The sequence below is a fragment of the Martelella sp. genome (genome assembly GCF_984369615.1).
The window spans coordinates 1-16467 of record NZ_CFHTCS010000063.1 but is presented as its reverse complement, the minus strand read 5'-3'; the positions used below and the strand labels follow the sequence as shown (position 1 = coordinate 16467).

General features: G+C 59.9%; 14 protein-coding genes. 9 read left to right on the top strand and 5 right to left on the bottom strand.

The annotated features are described in order from the left end of the window. Positions 1 to 65: 65 nt before the first annotated feature. On the bottom strand, positions 66 to 305 hold the full coding sequence (locus tag AC5DC2_RS07705; RefSeq protein ID WP_152534476.1) for a TraC family protein: 240 nt from the start codon (positions 303 to 305) through the stop codon (positions 66 to 68). Between the two features lie 209 nt (positions 306 to 514). Here AC5DC2_RS07705 and traA point away from each other — a divergent pair, with 209 nt between their 5' ends. The 5 genes from traA (at position 515) to AC5DC2_RS07680 (ending at position 7355) form a co-directional block, all read left to right on the top strand. Next, positions 515 to 4270 carry a Ti-type conjugative transfer relaxase TraA gene (gene traA / locus AC5DC2_RS07700; protein ID WP_081725716.1) on the top strand — a complete coding sequence of 1252 codons (3756 nt, stop codon included), beginning with the start codon at positions 515 to 517 and terminating at the stop codon, positions 4268 to 4270. Between the two features lie 129 nt (positions 4271 to 4399). Further along, complete coding sequence (locus tag AC5DC2_RS07695; protein WP_018065851.1) at positions 4400 to 4903, top strand: DotD/TraH family lipoprotein; 504 nt, start codon at positions 4400 to 4402, stop codon at positions 4901 to 4903. Continuing rightward, complete coding sequence (locus tag AC5DC2_RS07690; RefSeq protein ID WP_244435528.1) at positions 4900 to 5814, top strand: type IV secretory system conjugative DNA transfer family protein; 915 nt, start codon at positions 4900 to 4902, stop codon at positions 5812 to 5814. The genes AC5DC2_RS07695 and AC5DC2_RS07690 overlap by 4 nt, the downstream gene beginning before the upstream one ends. Next, positions 5814 to 7022: a type IV pilus twitching motility protein PilT gene (locus AC5DC2_RS07685; protein WP_018065853.1), complete on the top strand. Its 1209-nt coding sequence runs from the start codon at positions 5814 to 5816 to the stop codon at positions 7020 to 7022. Before AC5DC2_RS07690 ends, AC5DC2_RS07685 begins: the two co-directional genes overlap by 1 nt. A gap of 9 nt (positions 7023 to 7031) precedes the next feature. Then, on the top strand, positions 7032 to 7355 hold the full coding sequence (locus tag AC5DC2_RS07680; RefSeq protein ID WP_024707208.1) for a hypothetical protein: 324 nt from the start codon (positions 7032 to 7034) through the stop codon (positions 7353 to 7355). A gap of 270 nt (positions 7356 to 7625) precedes the next feature. On the opposite strand, the gene AC5DC2_RS07675 is transcribed toward AC5DC2_RS07680, so the two are convergent. Beyond that, positions 7626 to 8012, bottom strand: coding sequence for a GFA family protein (locus AC5DC2_RS07675; RefSeq protein ID WP_081725715.1), 387 nt, complete (start codon positions 8010 to 8012; stop codon positions 7626 to 7628). 621 nt (positions 8013 to 8633) lie between these two features. Between AC5DC2_RS07675 and AC5DC2_RS07670 the strand changes: the two genes are divergently transcribed. The 4 genes from AC5DC2_RS07670 (at position 8634) to AC5DC2_RS07655 (ending at position 13662) form a co-directional block, all read left to right on the top strand. Beyond that, positions 8634 to 10979: a heavy metal translocating P-type ATPase gene (locus AC5DC2_RS07670; RefSeq protein ID WP_036236427.1), complete on the top strand. Its 2346-nt coding sequence runs from the start codon at positions 8634 to 8636 to the stop codon at positions 10977 to 10979. 139 nt (positions 10980 to 11118) lie between these two features. Then, complete coding sequence (locus tag AC5DC2_RS07665) at positions 11119 to 11466, top strand: hypothetical protein (protein WP_152534475.1); 348 nt, start codon at positions 11119 to 11121, stop codon at positions 11464 to 11466. A gap of 70 nt (positions 11467 to 11536) precedes the next feature. Next, the gene (locus tag AC5DC2_RS07660; RefSeq protein WP_024707205.1) at positions 11537 to 12976 is read left to right on the top strand and encodes a multicopper oxidase family protein; all 1440 of its coding nucleotides are present in this window, start codon (positions 11537 to 11539) and stop codon (positions 12974 to 12976) included. Positions 12977 to 13197: 221 nt separating this feature from the next. Then, positions 13198 to 13662 (top strand): YqaA family protein, encoded by a 465-nt coding sequence (locus AC5DC2_RS07655; protein WP_051424013.1) that lies wholly within the window; start codon positions 13198 to 13200, stop codon positions 13660 to 13662. A gap of 251 nt (positions 13663 to 13913) precedes the next feature. On the opposite strand, the gene AC5DC2_RS07650 is transcribed toward AC5DC2_RS07655, so the two are convergent. The 3 genes from AC5DC2_RS07650 to AC5DC2_RS07640 all read right to left on the bottom strand — a co-directional run. Beyond that, entirely contained in the window at positions 13914 to 14105 is a 192-nt protein-coding gene (locus AC5DC2_RS07650; RefSeq protein WP_371260724.1) for an integrase core domain-containing protein, read from the bottom strand. 234 nt (positions 14106 to 14339) lie between these two features. Next, positions 14340 to 14516, bottom strand: coding sequence for a CopG family ribbon-helix-helix protein (locus AC5DC2_RS07645; protein ID WP_161633011.1), 177 nt, complete (start codon positions 14514 to 14516; stop codon positions 14340 to 14342). Positions 14517 to 14529: 13 nt separating this feature from the next. Further along, positions 14530 to 16467 (bottom strand): DotA/TraY family protein (locus tag AC5DC2_RS07640; RefSeq protein ID WP_491698083.1); only part of this gene is annotated, 1938 nt, incomplete at its 5' end.

Below are 16467 nucleotides of genomic sequence, written 5' to 3'. Positions count from 1 at the left end.
TCTTGTGGCGGGTGTCTTCGCTTCGTTCGCGCTTGCGCATTTTTCTATACTCGCTTTGCAGGTTGCTAAGCGTTCTGCGCAACGTCAGAAGGTCGCTGCTCATTCTCCCGCCCGGAACGAAAGGAATGAACCATCTCGGCAAATGCCGCCTCAAGTTCATTCTCCGAAAGATCAAGGGTTTCGACGCCTGCTTTCATGGCGATTTGTCCAATCCTGAGTGCTTCTTTTTCTTCAGCTTCGCGCAACTGCTTTTGCAGAGTTCTGATCTGGTCACGGATCGCGGAAGGGGATTTGGCGCGGGCCATGTGTTTTCTCCTTTTCGGCATTGAACGGTAAGAAGATTGCAGAGATGTTCTATGTTTGTAAACATCAATGATGCATGAAAATAGATCCATGCAATGTAAGGTGAATCGGCGGAGCCGATGCCGCACTCCGTCATGCGAACAAAACGATCGTTTTGTTAAATGCGCACTTATACATTGTTTTCAACAATGTAAGATGGTAGTCGCGTGTCATGGCGATCTATCACTTGCGCGCTCATCAGATATCTCGTGGCAAAGGGCAGAGTGCAGTTGTTGCCGCTGCATATCGCCACGCGACACATATGAACGTTGCGCGCTCCGGCGAGACTGCCGACTACAGCCGAAAGAAGGGCTGTATCCACAGTGAAGTCGCATTGCCGGAAGGCGTCCCACGGTGGATACATGCGTGGCATGATCGATATTCGCCACATCAGTTTGCCGAGCATTTCTGGAATCGTGTCGAAACCAGTGAAAAGCGCGATGACGCTCAACTCGCGCATGAGTTCGTCGTCGCGCTGCCCGTTGAGTTGTCCGTAGAGCAGAACAAGGCTCTGGTTCGTGACTTTGTGCGGGATCAATTCGCGGCGCGCGGGCAGGTCGCAGACTGGAACTATCATGATGCGACAGGCAATCCGCATGTTCACATCATGGTTTCGTTGCGGCCGCTGACCGAGACAGGCTTTGGCCCAAAGCGGGTTCCGATTCTTGATGGTGACGGTGAACCGGTTCGAAGGCCGCCAAAGGTGGAGGGCCAAAAAGGGGAAATCGTCTATCAGCATTTCGCGGGATGGAAGGATCGGCTTCCCGAGATCCGCGCGGCGTGGTCACAGGAGGTCAATCGTCATTTGGTCGAGCATGGCTATGACGCAACGGTCGACCATCGCAGCTTTGAAGATCGGGACATTCCGCTGGAGCCGACGACGCATCGCGGTCCCGCCGTTGACGACATGGAGGCGCGCGGCATTCAGACCGAGATGGTGCAGCAGCACCAACAGGTCATGCATGAGAATTTCCGCAAGCTGGCGGAAGATCCTTCGCTTGTTTTGAAAATGATCACGGCGGAAAAATCCGTCTTCGATGAGCGCGATGTTGCGAAGTTCATCCACCGGTATGCGTCAACCTCTGAAGAATTTTCCGGGCTTTTCCTCCGGGTCGGTGCGCTCGAAAACCTTGTGACGCTTTCCCAGGAAATCCGCGACCCGTTCACGAACAAGCTTCTTGAGCGGGAGAAGATGACCACGCGAGAAGTCCTGCAGATGGAAGCGCGGATGATCGATGGCGTCCGTCAGCGCGCGACGGATCAATCGTTCGGTGCACCGCCGCGGCGCGTCGAGAAGGCGCTGGCGGAATTCTCGAAATCGCATGGATTTTCTCTTTCCGACGAACAGGCAATGGTGGTTCGCGCCGTTACGTCCGATCGCGGCGTTTCGACGGTGGTCGGCTATGCCGGTGCTGGTAAATCCACGGTGATGGATGTCGTGCGGCAGGTTTACGAAGGGCAGGGGCGGCGTGTTGTTGGCGGTGCGCTTGCCGGCAAGGCGGCCGAGGGCTTGTCTGAATCTGCGGGTATCGAGAGCCGGACGCTGGCGTCCTGGCGCATGTCATGGGAGCAAGACAGACGCCGCCTTCAGAAAGGCGACGTGTTCGTTCTGGACGAGGCCGGAATGGTCTCATCGAACGACATGGCGATGTTGGTGAACGCGGTGAACGCGGCACAGGCCAAGCTTATTCTTGTCGGAGATGCGCGGCAACTTCAGCCTATTCAGGCTGGCGCTGCGTTTCGCGCCATTGCGGATAATACCGGGTTTGTCGAACTGACCGAGGTGCGCCGTCAAAGCGAAACATGGATGCGGGACGCTTCCCTGGCATTCGGTCGCGGTGACAGCCGCGCGGCGCTTCAAGCCTATGCCGACAACGGACACATTCATATCCAGGGCAATCGTGATGATGCCATGTCTGAATTGGTTGGTGCATGGGGAGCTGATTGGCGTGCCGGCGCCGATACGCTGATGCTGGCGCATACCAAGGATGCAGTGTTCAGTCTGAATGAGCTGGCACGCCATACCATCAAGGAGCACGGGGGGCTTCAAAACGAAGTGACGTTTGACGCGGTGCGTGGCCCGCGCGCTTTTGCCGTTGGCGACCGGCTGTTGTTCCTGGAAAATGATCGCGACCTTGGCGTCAAGAACGGAATGCTGGCGACCGTGGAAAAGGCGAATGACGGCATTCTTGATGTTCGGCTCGACAATGGCAGGGCCGTTACGGTCAACCATGAGCATTACAACAACGTTGATTATGGCTACGCGACCACGATCCATAAGTCTCAAGGGGCGACTGTCGACCGGGTGCATGTGCTTGCCACACAGATGATGGATGCGCAGCTTTCCTATGTCGCGCTTTCGCGCCATCGCGAAACGGTGGCGCTTTATGCCGGCCGGAATGACTTTCCTGAAACCAGGAATCTGCTAGACACGCTGTCGCTAGACCGGCTCAAGGATTCAACGCTGGCCTATGAGCATACGCCCGACTATCAGCTCGAACGCGAAGCATTTGTGCGTCGGCGCGATCTTCCGGACATTGGCGAATTGCGCGATCTTTGGCGTCGATCGCTCAATGCCATGCGGTCACGGTTCTCGGATATTGCGGAACGGTTCAGGGTAATTTCCGAACGGCTTTCGCTTGCGCGTCCGCAAGCCGTTGACGTATCGCCGAATGTCCCGCCTGCCGCCGGCGCGCGGCCTGTTGAAGCCGAAAGGGAGATCAGGATTCCCGAATTGACGCCGGCGGTCAGTCAGGCGCTTTCCCGGCTTTCGGAGGTGGACCGCAACACCAAAGGCTACAGCGGCAAGCGTGGGCGCTGGTTCCGGGCTGCCGAAACTGAGCTGACGCAGATGTCGTCCGCAACCGATCTTGTCATGTTCAATGAACAGATCGCAGCGCTGGTTTCTCCGGTTGAAGTCCGGTCTCTTGGACGCGATCCGGATGAGGACAAGCTACAATCGCTTGTCGCACATCTTCCGCCATCGGCGCAGACCTTCATCAAGGCAAACTGGCAGCTCGTGCATGTCGGTCAGCTGGCCGCGGACGACAAGAGCCGCGTTGATGTTGCGTCCGCCATGGTCACGGAGCGACGCGATGCTGGCCTTGAGGCCGATTATGAACAGGAACGGGCACGTTATCGCCTTCCCGATGTTCCGCTTATTCCGGCCGTGACGCAATGGCCCGCCTCGGTCGAAGCCGTTGCCCGTGATCCGGCCAATCAGGCGGCCGTCACCAAGTCGCTGTGCCAATCCGCACTCAAGAACATGGGCAAGGTCTGGCGCGATCCCGCCCCGATCCTCGACAAGGTGTCTGCCGCGGTGATGAGCGACGGAGACGCCAGTCAGGTTCTCAGATCAATGCGTGAGAACCCGGCGTCTCTTGGTGAGTTGCGTGGCAAGACCAACTTTCTCGGCCGGCCCGATGAGGACCGGAAAACGGCACTTGCAGCCGTGCTTCCTGCAACCAGCAGTGCCGGCGATTTTGTCCGGTCACTCAAGGTTAGTATCAAAGGCGCTGAAGAGGTTGAGAGGAAGCTGCGGAGCCAGATGGCCGCGCCGATCGACGGGCTGTCGACGGCCGCCAAAGATGTGCTGTCCGCCCTGGCAAAAGCGTCCAGTCTGCCGGAGCGCTCTGACGAACGTCGCGCACTTGAAAGGGCCGTGATCGACGACAGCGAAGCCATCGGCCAGCTGCGGGGTGTCGCTCATGACATCAGCGCGCGTTTTGGCGACAGCAGCGGTGTGCCGGCGCAAGATATGATCGCACGCGCAATGCCGGAGCTTTCTCCAGAAGCAAGATCGAGGATCTATCGTGATGCCCACCAGATCTGTACGGCCTATGACAGGTGTGTCGAGATTGAACGGACACAGCGGCGCGAAATTCGTCTTGAGCAGGAGAAGTCGCAGTATCATTCTATTGGGAGATGAGCGCCCCAGGATTGGCAAAAGCGGCGACTAACCGCCTCTTTTGTTCCCTTTGATGTTGCATCAAGGAGGCCGTTGTGGTGAATTGCGGATGTCATACGCTGCAATTTCCGCACCGCAAGAGGTTTCCCCATGCGCATCGCGATCAGCCTGGCACTGGCTGTGCTCGCTGGCTGTACCAGCACAAGAGACGTTCCGTCGGATTCCCCTACGATCAATTACATCGACAATCAAGTCCATCTCGTTCGAAGGGAGTTGAACGACGCAGCGCTCTATCAAAATGTCCTGGAGCCGCGCGCTACGAATACGGTTGAGGTGCGCAATCCGGAGATTGCCCAAGGCCCGCTCATGAAGATCGTTGATGCCGAATGGCAGGGAACGTTGGATGAGCTGACAACGCGGGTTGCCAACGAAGTGGACTACAGCGTGTCGGTGTCCGGGGAAAAGTCCGGCGCTCCGATTTTGATCTCGACCAATTTCTACAATCTGACGGCCTTGGGACTGCTTCGGGAAGCCTACGGGCAGGCGAAAGGGCGAGCGCGCCTTGTGATCGATCAGGGTGCCAGACACATGACGATCTATTACGCTCGCCCTGAGCAAAGCCCGATCCCGCATCGGGAGGATCTCAAGCCGTGAGCCAGCCCCTTTCTCACCGTCGCAATCGTGCCATGGCGCTGACAGGCATTCTGATGGCCGCGTTTTTGTCTTCATGCGCAACCATGAAGGACGAAACACCGCAACCGCCGCCTGTCCCGCAGCTCGGTGGCCCTGATGACCTCACCAGTCCGCGATATGCGCCTTTGTCCTACAAGCAGTTTGCTTCCCGGGCCAAACGCGGAAAGCCTGGCGGGACCGAGGTTGAGGAGCAGCGCTATTCGGTCCTCCGGGACGCTGCACTTGCCTATGGTGCGCAAGCAGGATTTGAGCGGCGCAGTTGGGAGATCATGAACGATCTAGAGCGTGAATCGGTCAAGCTCTCGGAAACCTTCAATTTCAACCGGGTCGCATTCAAGGCGCCGCGGGAAACAGGCTACGTGTTGCCGCCGGTGATCACCCGCGCCACGGCGGCGATCAACGTCACCGACAACGGCCGCAAGAGTGTTGCCGCCGACGAATACTACCGCATCGAGGAGCCCGGTCGACTGGTCGCCATTCTGCCGACCTGGCGCGACTATCTTGTGCTCCCGCTCGATACGCCGCGTGAGCCTGACGATCGATTGTTGCCGCAGGATGACGATGAAACGAAAATCTGGTCGCAGTATCTTGATGAAGGCTGGGCGCAGGGCGAGCAACAGGCCGACGCCGCATTGCAGGAAAACATGAACCTGTTGCGGCGCGACTATCTCGGCATGGTCGAGTATCGCAAGGCAGTGGAAGCAGGTCTCATTACCAACCTCGTGCTGAAGTCGAGTGAGACGCGCGCGGCCGGTAATGTCGACGAGCTCTATATTGGCGAGCGCCGTGTCGAGATCGATGATGCTGCCCGGTTCGTCAAAAACCCGGCCCGATGGAAGCCGATCCAGAGACGTTTTCAGGTGGCCAAGTAATGCCGGCGGTTGATCTATCGAATTTGACGGAAGACGCCTACGATCCGAAGGAGCCCTATGCGCGCGTTCTGAACCATGAGCCGTTGCGTTTTGACGGTGACATGGACCCGTTTCAGCAGTTGCTGGTCGGGGCCTCGATCAAAGGGGCGTCGGACATCCGGATACAGACGGACAGTCGTATTCGGATCAAGATGCATGGCACGCAGCATTTTGCGACCGCAAAACCTCTGAACGCCTCAGAGGTCTTGAGTATCCTGAGCCACATGTGGCGGTCGGAAGATGCCTTCAGCATCTTGCGGCAAGGGCGACCTCTGGATTTCTCGTTCGAGGTTCCGATTGACCGTCACCGGCGCCAGCGTTTCCGTGTGAACGCCAAGGGCGTGATGAAAGGTGCTGGCGACGGCATTTCCATGACGATGCGACCGTTGCCGACAAAGACGCCAACGATCGATGATGTCGGACTCGATAGTGAGGTCCGCCCGTACATGTCGCCTCAGCATGGCATTGTCGTTGTCGCCGGCGCGACCGGCCAGGGAAAGTCCACGACGCTTGCCGGGATCACGCGCTTTCATCTTGAAAACACGGCCGATCCGAAAGCGATCGTCGATCTGCAGGCGCCTATCGAGTTCACCTATTCCGACGTGCTGACGGATCACAGCGACTGCGCGTCTTCCATTGAGCAGTCGGAGATCGGCGAAGGGCGCAACCTGCCGTCGTTCGGCGACGGAGTGTGGGCGGCGCTGCGCTGCGCGCCTGATATTATTTCGCTCGGCGAGGCCCGCGACAAAGCCTCCCTTGAGGGTTGCCTGGAGGCCAGTCTGACCGGCCACTTGGTTTACACCACCACGCATGCGGGATCGGTCGCGGAAGGCTTGCGGCGCATGGTCGTGAACTTCCCGGCCGAAGAACGCGATGCGCGCGCGTTCGACCTGATCACGTCGCTCCAGCTCTTCGTCGTTCAACACCTGGTCCGCACCAGCGACCATCGCGGCCGCGTGCCATTGCGCGAGTATCTGCTGTTTGACGACTATGTGCGCGATCAGTTTGTTTCTGTTCCTATCGGCGACTGGCCGAAAGCCGTGAGCCGTCTGATGCAGGAGTCGGCCGACCGCGTTCTTGCCCGCTCCATGCATGATGCGGCCCAACAGAAAGTTGATGAGGGCAAGGTTTCGTATGACGACCTCAGGCGATTGCTGCCGCGCCACTGACGGCCGCTGATGACGAAGGAGGAAAATATGCAAATTCCAAAGTACCTTCGCCCCGTCAGGGATCATAAGAACTATGAGGCCGGCGTCGGAGAACGTGCTGTTCGAAAGCTTGTCTATTGGCCAATCATCTTGCTTCTCTGCTTGCCGGCCGCCGCCGCGATGGCGGCTGTTGCTCTATCCTTCGGCCTGTTGTTCTTGAAATTTCTGAACATCATTGAGACTGCTATTGCAAATCATGACTGGCTTATGCTGTTTTTGATCGCTCTCGCCGCAGCGGCTATCCTGTCGCTATGGAAGCTCGCCTACGTAATTCATCGGTACTTCATTCTTTAATTAGCATCTGCAGAATGGGTGATGGTCCTCACTCTATTCAGATTCCATAGTTGGCCTGGTTTTGGAATGACCGGAATGGGGCCGTAAACCGTCAGGCAGGTTTCCGGATCGCCAGACGGCAAAGCGGACATCATCCTACATTGCGTGCTGCTACGCTTGCTGACATTTACCTGATAATATGACGCTACGGCGTAGGCCGCCGTAGCCGCCGTTTATTGCATCTGCGAAGACGGGTGACCTCCAGAGGCCATCGAGCGGAAAAATCGGCCATTAGCGCGGTGTCAGATCAAGTGGCTCGACCCACTCGTGACGGGACTCAGGGTGGACTTCTTTGCTGGGTTTCGGAAAACCTGGTTCACCGAACGAACCAACGCCAATTGCGACCATGTCCGGTTTTCGTGACGGCTCCCAGAAAACAGTTGAGCCACAGTTCTCACAAAAGTGGAAAACCAATTCAAAACCAGCGTCTGAAGAACGCCGATAACTCTTGTAACTCCCACTGACCTTGATGCTTCCTTTTGGAAAAAAGGCTGCAATTCCATAAAGGGCGCCAGTACGCTTTTGGCAGGCAATGCAGTGGCAAAGCGAGACAAGTTCCGGCTCACCAGTGCAAAGCACTTTCAGGCTACGACACGAACAGCTTGCTTCTCGCTCCACACCGATCTCCCAAAGAACACTCCAATTATCATTGAAAATCGAAATTGGGAAATAGGGTGGCGTTCCGTAAGGGACACAGCGAGCTCGAAGCCTACCTGCGGCGGCCGCGGCAATGATTGCGGTGACCAGGCTTGTGCCCGCGTCATGCACGGCCCATTGCGGTCGTTCATTCCTTCCGCAGCGAACTTCCGCTTCCCCGCCCTATCTGCACCTTTTAGCAGAGCGCAGCGAATGGCTACTTGCGGCACCTGGGGCCACAATCGCGAACGACCAGCTTGGAGGCGAAAAGAAGCCTTTCGCGCGTCCGCTGAGCTCCAGGTATATGGTCATTCTGATGGGCTGCTTCAGGTGTTGCAAGGTTCGATTCCAAAAAGCGTTGAGCCGCTCAGCCTTGACGCATTACGTTTGTCGGGCAAAAATTCTGTTTTGATCAAGACGCTCCGATAGCTCCAACAAAGGGCTTCGCGGCTTCAGCCCTTGCCTCGGAATCTTGCTTCCCTGTAGTCGCCGGAAGAATTTTGCGATTTGGCTCCGTCTTATAAAAGTTGACATATCCGGCCTTGACCTTCCAGTTGCTGGAATCTCCATATGTTGGAAAACGCACTTATCAGGAGGCCTCGAATGCAGCACTCGCACATGAGCCACGGAGGCGTGTCCGGCCATAGCGGAAATACTACGGGTGAGACCGTGACGCGCGACCCGGTCTGCGGCATGTCGGTCGACCGCGCCAGCACCAGCCATGTGGTCAAACACGGCGGCGAAAACTATTACTTCTGCTCCAACGGCTGCCAGGCGAAGTTCGAAGCCGATCCGGAGCACTACACCGCCGAGCACGCAGAGGCCGAAGCGCAGCCTGAGGGCACGCTCTATACCTGCCCGATGCATCCCGAGATCGTGCGCGATCACCCCGGCAATTGCCCGAAATGCGGCATGGCGCTGGAGCCGATGACGCCTTCCGCCGATGCTGGCCCCAATCCCGAATATGTCGATTTCAGGCGCAGACTGATGATTGCCGCGCCGCTGGCGCTCGCCGTCTTCATTCTCGAGATGGGCAGCCATCTGGGCCTGCCCTTCGAGGACTGGTTCGGTCACACGCTGTTCGGCTGGCTGCAATTCGCTCTGGCGACGCCAGTGCTGATGATCTGCTGGCCGTTCTTCGAGCGCGGCTGGGCCTCGATCGAAAACAAAAGTCCAAACATGTGGACTCTGATCGCGCTTGGAACCGGGGCGGCCTATCTGTTCTCCGTCGTCTCGCTCGTCGCGCCCGGCCTGTTTCCGGCGGCGATGCGCGACGCAATGGGCATGGCCCCGGTCTATTTCGAAGCCGCCGCCGTCATTCTTGTGCTGGTGCTGATCGGCCAGGTGATGGAGCTTGCAGCGCGCGAACGCACCGGCGACGCGATCCGGGCGCTGCTGGATCTCGCGCCGAAGACCGCGCGCAAGGTCACCGATGGCGGCGAGGAGGATGTGCCCGTCGAAACGCTGCAGGCGGGCGACATGCTGCGCGTGCGGCCCGGCGAGAGCGTGCCGGTTGACGGCGTCGTCGTCGAAGGCCGCTCGTCGGTCGACGAGAGCATGATTACCGGCGAGCCTGTGCCGGTTGAAAAGAGCGAGGGCGAGCCGGTGACCGGCGGCACGCTCAACAAGAATGGCAGCTTCCTGATGCGCGCCGAAAGCGTCGGCTCGGAGACGACGCTCTCCCGGATCGTCGACATGGTCTCCAAGGCACAGCGATCGCGCGCGCCGATCCAGGCGATGGCGGACCGGGTGGCGGCCTATTTCGTGCCGGCCGTCGTCGCGGTGGCGGTGATCGCCTTTCTGGCCTGGCTGGCGTTCGGCCCCTCGCCCGCCCTTTCCTATTCTTTCGTCGCGGCGGTTTCGGTGCTGATCATCGCCTGCCCCTGCGCGCTGGGGCTTGCGACGCCGATGTCGATCATGGTCGCCACCGGACGTGGCGCGAATGCGGGCGTGCTGATCCGCGACGCAGAGGCGCTGGAACGCTTTTCCAAGGTCGACGTGCTGGTGGTCGACAAGACCGGCACGCTGACGCAGGGCAAGCCGGCCCTCACCGATGCCGAGCCGCTGGACGGCTTCGACCGCCTGGACCTGCTTTCGATTGCGGCAGCGCTGGAGAGCGGCTCCGAGCATCCCCTCGCCGAAGCGATCGTCGCCGGCGCACGGGAGGCGGAAGCGCCGGAACGCGAAAGCAGTGATTTCGACGCCATCACCGGCCAGGGCGTGACCGGGACGGTCGACGGACGCAAGGCGGCGCTTGGAAACGCCGCGCTGATGGAAGCGGAAGGCATCGATGTCAGCGCCCTGCGGGAACGCGTCGCCGCGTTGCAGGGCGAGGGCAAGACCGCCATGTACGTCGCCGTCGATGGCCAGGCGGCCGGCATCGTCGCGGTTGCCGATCGCATCAAGGACACCACGCCGGATGCGATCCGCGCGCTGCACGAGGCGGGCATGCGCATCGTGATGGCGACCGGGGATGCCGAAGCAACCGCGAAAGCCGTGGCGCAGACGCTCGGGATCGACGAGGTCCATGCCGGGGTGAGCCCGCAGGACAAGCACGACCTGATCGAGCGCCTGCGCCGCGACGGCAGCGCGGTCGCCATGGCGGGCGACGGCGTCAACGACGCACCGGCGCTTGCGGCGGCCGATGTCGGGATCGCCATGGGCACCGGCGCGGATGTCGCGGTCGAAAGCGCCGGCATCACCCTGGTCAAGGGCGACCTGACCGGCATCGTGCGCGCCCGTCACCTTGCCGAGGCGACCATGGCCAATATCCGCCAGAACCTGTTCTTCGCGTTCGTCTACAACACTGCGGGCGTGCCGCTCGCCGCCGGGATCCTCTACCCCTTCTTCGGCCTGTTGCTGTCGCCGATCGTCGCGGCTGCGGCGATGAGCCTGTCCTCGGTCTCGGTCATCGGCAATGCGCTGAGGCTGCGGGCGACGAAGCTTTAGGATGTTTATGCGTCGGGACCCGCAGCACGCCGGAACACGGCCCAAGATCGGCCACGATCGACCCACATTGTCTTCAGGTCGCCGGGGCGCATAAGGTTTCCGTCGGCAGCGCACGGTGAATGGATTGGACATGGGGTACATGCGGACAATGAGAGCGGCGGTGAAGGTGCTGTGCATCGTCACGGCCATGCTTCTCGGCGTGCTTTCACCCTCCGTGGGTAGCGCCGCCACGCATTGCGCGACGATGCCGGAAGTCGCGATGCACCACGCGCAGCCCGCCGGCGCCCCGCATGACATGGACCATCGGACCGACGGCGCAAAGGCGTGCTGCCTTGCGGCCTGCGGCCTGCCCACCGGCATCGCGCCGGGGCAGCCTTCGAGCCTTCTCACGCGCGTTGTCAGGGACCTGACCTTCCCTGATCTCTCCGCGCGCCTGAAAGGCCATCCCGTTCCGCCCGATCTCGAGCCTCCCCGCTTGCGCGCATGAACCGCCGGCCATGCCGGCCATCCTTCATGTGACAATGCCGGTCCGACGACCGGCCATCGGGAGAACGATCATGTATCGCAGACAATTCATGCAGAGGCTCGCGCTTGGCGCGGCGGCCTTGGGCTCCGGCCTGCCTATCACCTGGGCCAGCCCCGCGCAGGCGCAGCAGACGCCCATCAACCTTCAGATCACCAACCGCAATATCGAGGTGAACGGACGGTCCGCCAGCGTCTTCGGCCTTGTCGGGCCTGACGGCAGGCCCGGCCTCACCCTTGATGCGGAAAGCCCCTTCGATGTCAGCCTTGCAAACAACAGCGGCGAAGCGACGCTGGTTCACTGGCATGGCCTGACGCCGCCATGGGAGATGGACGGCGTGCCAGACAATCCGGCGCCGATGATCGAGCCGGGGCAGGAGCGCCGCTACACTTTTCCGCTCGCCGCCGGCGGCACGCACTGGATGCACGCCCATACGCTTCAGGAACAGAACCTGCTGGCTGCGCCGCTGATTGTCCTTTCGGAGGAAGACAGAAAGGCCGATGTTCAAGACGTTGTCGTGCTGCTTCACGACTTCTCGTTCCGCTCACCCGAGGAATTGCTGGCCGGTCTGAAAGCGGGCGGCGGCCATGGCGGAATGATGGGCGGCCACGCCATGATGATGCAGGGGCAGAACATGTCCGGCATGCCAGGCATGGCGATGTCCGGCATGCAGATGGACCTGAACGACATCGACTATGATGCCTACCTCGCCAATGACCGGACGCTGGACGATCCGGAGGTGTTTGCCGTCGACAAGGGCGGCCGGGTGCGCCTGCGGATCATCAACGGCGCCACCGCGACCAATTTCACCATCGACACCGGCATACTCCCCGGCCGTCTGGCGGCGGTCGACGGCCAACCGGTCGAATCCGTTTCCGGCACGCGTTTCGGGATATCGATGGGCCAGCGCCTCGACATCATGCTCGACGTTCCGGCCGAAGGCGGGGCCTTTCCCGTTCTGGCGCTGCGCGAAGGCGCGCGCGAACGAACCGGCATCATCCTGGCGACACGCGGCGCGGCCGTCACCCGGATCCCCGGCCTCGGGACGGAAGACGGGCCGGTGCTGGATCTTTCGCTGGAAAGCCGGCTCCGCAGCCCTTCCCCCGTCGCGACCGGTCCGGACACCCGCGCCTATGACCTCGTCCTTTCCGGCAGCATGACCGGCTATGACTGGCGGATCGGCGGCGCGGACCGGATGCGCGCGCGCCGCGGCGACAGCATCCGGCTTTCCATGACCAACATGTCGATGATGGGCCACCCGATGCATCTCCACGGCCATCACTTCTGGGTCGTCGGCATCAATGGCAGGGCTGTGGACGGCGCGGTGCGCGACACCGTCTATGTGCCGCCGATGGCCAGGGTGGATATCGCCTTTACCGCCGACAATCCCGGCCGCTGGCCCTTCCATTGCCACCACCTCTATCACATGGCGAGCGGCATGATGGCCTACCTGGACTACGACGGATCGATCTGAAGCGGTTCAGGCATGAGTCGGACGGGCGTCCCGGCAGATGGGGCGCTCACACGATGCTTTCATCGTTGATGTGCGCCATGGATCAGACTGCCCGCTTCCCCGCCAAGGCGGCGGGCATCTCTTGCGAATGGCCAGCCACACTGTGATCGTGCTAAAGACGCCGGCGCGGTGCTCCGGGCGGCGCTTGCCATTAAGATGAATGCCTTAGGTACGCCCGGTGCATGGCCACACCCGCGTTGACCAGAAATGTGGATGCGTTGTTCTCACTCGCCGGGCTTTTCGCAATTGCGTTCGTCGCAGCAACAATCCTGCCTGCCCAGTCGGAAGCCGCCCTGGTCGGATTGCTGGTTCTCGGCAAGCAACCACCTGTCCTGCTGATTGTCGTCGCCACGATCGGCAACGTGCTCGGCTCCGCCGTCAACTGGGCGCTCGGACGCTGGATCGAGCGGTACCGGCAACGGCGATGGTTCCCAGTCAGCGAGAAGGCCCTCGACCGGGCGACATGCTGGTATCATCGATGGGGCCGCTGGAGCCTCCTTCTCAGTTGGGCCCCGGTCGTTGGCGATGCCCTGACCATGGCAGCCGGCGTGCTGCGCGAGCCGCTCTGGAGCTTCCTGCTTCTTGTGACGATCGCCAAGGCCGGCCGCTACATCCTGCTGTCGGTCATTGCATTGGGGGTGCTGTGACGGAGAAGTTCCGCCAGCACATCCTGCAACACAGCGCGACACCGACCTTGCCTTTGCGACTGTATCAGGTCGACTGAAAGCGCAATTGATCGAGCATCCTCTCTGCGTTTCCGCAGCTTCGACCTCGAAGCGGCGGGTTATTGAGCTTGGCGTACCACCGCATAGTCCCTCGTTCTGAGGTAGAGTTTGCTCAATCATGTGCAGTGCGCCCATTTATTGGACCGCCGGATGTTAGATTTTTCCGGCTCTGATCACGATGGCGGGCTGACAGCGCCACCGGGATTATGCAACGCGATCGGGACGTTGTATCCGATCGCCGAATGAGGACGATCCTCATTATAGTGCTTACGCCAATCCTCCAACTTTTCGCGCGCATCCGCAAGGGTTGCTTCTGGCGCACTGGCGACTGAAGTCGCCATGGAGACATGTCCGCTTTCGGGCACACGAGGAGACGATTTCTATGTCCGAAACGGCGGCGCTTTTCCGCCATTCTTCTCTTAGCTTTTCAGTGTCCAGTATTCGTCGACCGATAGCATATGCAATCGGAAAGCTCAGGAATTGACGCGGCGGCGCAGCCGGGACTCCTGATATGCGCCTAGCATGATCAGACCAGTCGCTGAAAACTAGAAATGCCCGGCTGACCTCGTCGGCCGTTCTCAAAGGTCGCGTGACCACTGTCAGCTTTGATTTGGCGTTTGAGCCGGAACTGGCGTCGAGCGCCTTTCGACAAATTCAGCAACGGCTTGACGCATTAGCGCGTGGGGAGTGCAGTTCAGTCGATTAGCCAAGGCGTTCAGTCTCGCGCGCGTATCGACATCCAACCGAACTGAAACGGGCGAGTTGGTGCCAACCATTTCCTGTCCTTCCTTATTCATTTGTTTTAGGGGCCTTGCTTGCAATTCTTTTATTAAAGCCGCCGCCTGCTGAACTCGTCAGGCTGCCCATTGAACCGGCTGTTCCACCGGCGGCAACATTGGCACGCATCGCTGCATGCGTGTCGAGATCGCTGACGGCATCCGGCTCGATCAGTCGAAACACCTTGCCAGGAAATTCGGCGATCAAGGCAAAAGAGCGTTCCAGCATGACGACATATGCGAAGAGCATAAACACCATGATGGCCAAAATGCCGATGAACCAGGTGATTTGCGTGTAGCTGTCACCAGACAGAGCCTGCGATGCGGTGATGGCGTAGTAGAAGCCCCCGTTGAGAAGCGTTCCGCCAATCCGGAAGATGATCATGCCCACAAGAAGACCGAAGAGCATGAGCACCGGTGTTGCCGTCAGCGCCAGCAACATGACGTATCCGCGTCTGGCCTGCCGGCCGCCCAAACCTTCGCCTTCCATCGACAAGTGAGCGATCGCCCACAGTGGTGCGGCGAAGATCATCTCAACAACCAACAGGAAGAAGGCCGTCACGCCGATGACCCAAATCACTGTCGGGATCATTGGCAGCACAAACGCCATGAAGTAGCCGGCAACCGAGATTCCGCTCAAAACCCAGCCGAGGAAGCCGGCGAAGGCGATCACGGACTGTCCAAGAAAAGGCACCGCTGCCAGCACCGCGAGCGAAATCATGATGACGCCGCTATAGAACGCCAGCTGATTGCCGACGGCGATCAGGCCCACCATAGGGTCGCCGTCATTGGCAGCCGGGTTCAGAAAGTCGAAGGCTTCGTACAGATTGCCGGCAGACACCATATAGGATGTCATATCGGCCGTTGAATCCGCAAAGGCTGCGCGCTCGTTGGTAAAGGCGCGTACATCGCTTCGGGCGACGCTCTCGTTCCACCATTCGACGACACCATTGTAGGTGCCGGCGAAACTCTCAAGGAATTTCGTGGCGTCTCCCTGGGCTGAACCGAACAGATACCAGTTGGCGTCGTCATACTGCGAGGCAATAGACTCTCCGACCCGACCTTTCGGATTGGCTGTCGCTCCGATCGCGCCACCGGGTGTTGTCTGCGGAATTCCTCCCGCGACGGCCGAAGCGTCGGCGGTAAAGCGGCTGATCAGCTGATAGTAGTAGCCCGCTTGCAGCCATCCGCCATCCTTCAGACTGGCAGACAGGTCGATGTTCTGTTCCTTGTCGCCGATGCCGTTGATGTTGATCGTTTCTGTTTCGGACGCCGCGGATTGCACATCCTTTTGAAGTTTGTCGGTTGCGATATAGTCTTTGAGGATGTCGGCATGAAGTTCGCGCCATTCCGCAAGGTCATCTGCAAGACCCCTATAGTCGGGCAAAGGTTGCCGTTGAGAAACGGCCAGGGCGACCGAATCCGCCATCGGCGCATAATTGTTGGTGATCTGATTGACTGCATCACGCATGGCTTTTGCGTAGTCGGCGTACGTTTTGTCCGACGACGCAGCGATCCTTTGGAAACCCTTTGTTTCGGAAGGAAGCGTGATCGTGCCGCACGCACCCCGATAGTTGGGTATGTCATAGGAGAGCGCCAAGCTGCCGCTGGCCGTTGTCCGCCAGTTTTTGGTAATGCCGGCAATGTCGCCACCGCCCTTTGCAGCTTCAGCGTTGTAGACAGCCCGGCACATCTCCATGCGCCAAACAGCCTGAATGAACTGACCGTCTTTTTGGGACATGTCCGTGCCCACGATCGGCATGTGGTCGTTGAACACCAGATCCACGCTCTTCTGCCAAAAGTAGGATGCCGTACCCGTTCCAAACTGCACCAGATAGGCGGCTGCATGCTGAACGCCATTGTACCCTGTGGCAGGGATCGGGATAAGCAGCGCTGCTGCGACCAGTGTGCGGATCGGCGCCCACAGCGATGAGTGGCGTCGGCCGAGGAC

What these genes read in the sequence shown, in the direction of transcription:
- AC5DC2_RS07705 (WP_152534476.1), bottom strand. Translation starts at nt 305, where the DNA reads ATGGCCCGCGCCAAATCCCCTTCCGCGATCCGTGACCAGATCAGAACT.
- traA (WP_081725716.1), top strand. Translation starts at nt 515, where the DNA reads ATGGCGATCTATCACTTGCGCGCTCATCAGATATCTCGTGGCAAAGGG.
- AC5DC2_RS07695 (WP_018065851.1), top strand. Translation starts at nt 4,400, where the DNA reads ATGCGCATCGCGATCAGCCTGGCACTGGCTGTGCTCGCTGGCTGTACC.
- AC5DC2_RS07685 (WP_018065853.1), top strand. Translation starts at nt 5,814, where the DNA reads ATGCCGGCGGTTGATCTATCGAATTTGACGGAAGACGCCTACGATCCG.
- AC5DC2_RS07680 (WP_024707208.1), top strand. Translation starts at nt 7,032, where the DNA reads ATGACGAAGGAGGAAAATATGCAAATTCCAAAGTACCTTCGCCCCGTC.
- AC5DC2_RS07670 (WP_036236427.1), top strand. Translation starts at nt 8,634, where the DNA reads ATGCAGCACTCGCACATGAGCCACGGAGGCGTGTCCGGCCATAGCGGA.
- AC5DC2_RS07665 (WP_152534475.1), top strand. Translation starts at nt 11,119, where the DNA reads ATGCGGACAATGAGAGCGGCGGTGAAGGTGCTGTGCATCGTCACGGCC.
- AC5DC2_RS07660 (WP_024707205.1), top strand. Translation starts at nt 11,537, where the DNA reads ATGTATCGCAGACAATTCATGCAGAGGCTCGCGCTTGGCGCGGCGGCC.
- AC5DC2_RS07655 (WP_051424013.1), top strand. Translation starts at nt 13,198, where the DNA reads ATGGCCACACCCGCGTTGACCAGAAATGTGGATGCGTTGTTCTCACTC.
- AC5DC2_RS07645 (WP_161633011.1), bottom strand. Translation starts at nt 14,516, where the DNA reads ATGGTTGGCACCAACTCGCCCGTTTCAGTTCGGTTGGATGTCGATACG.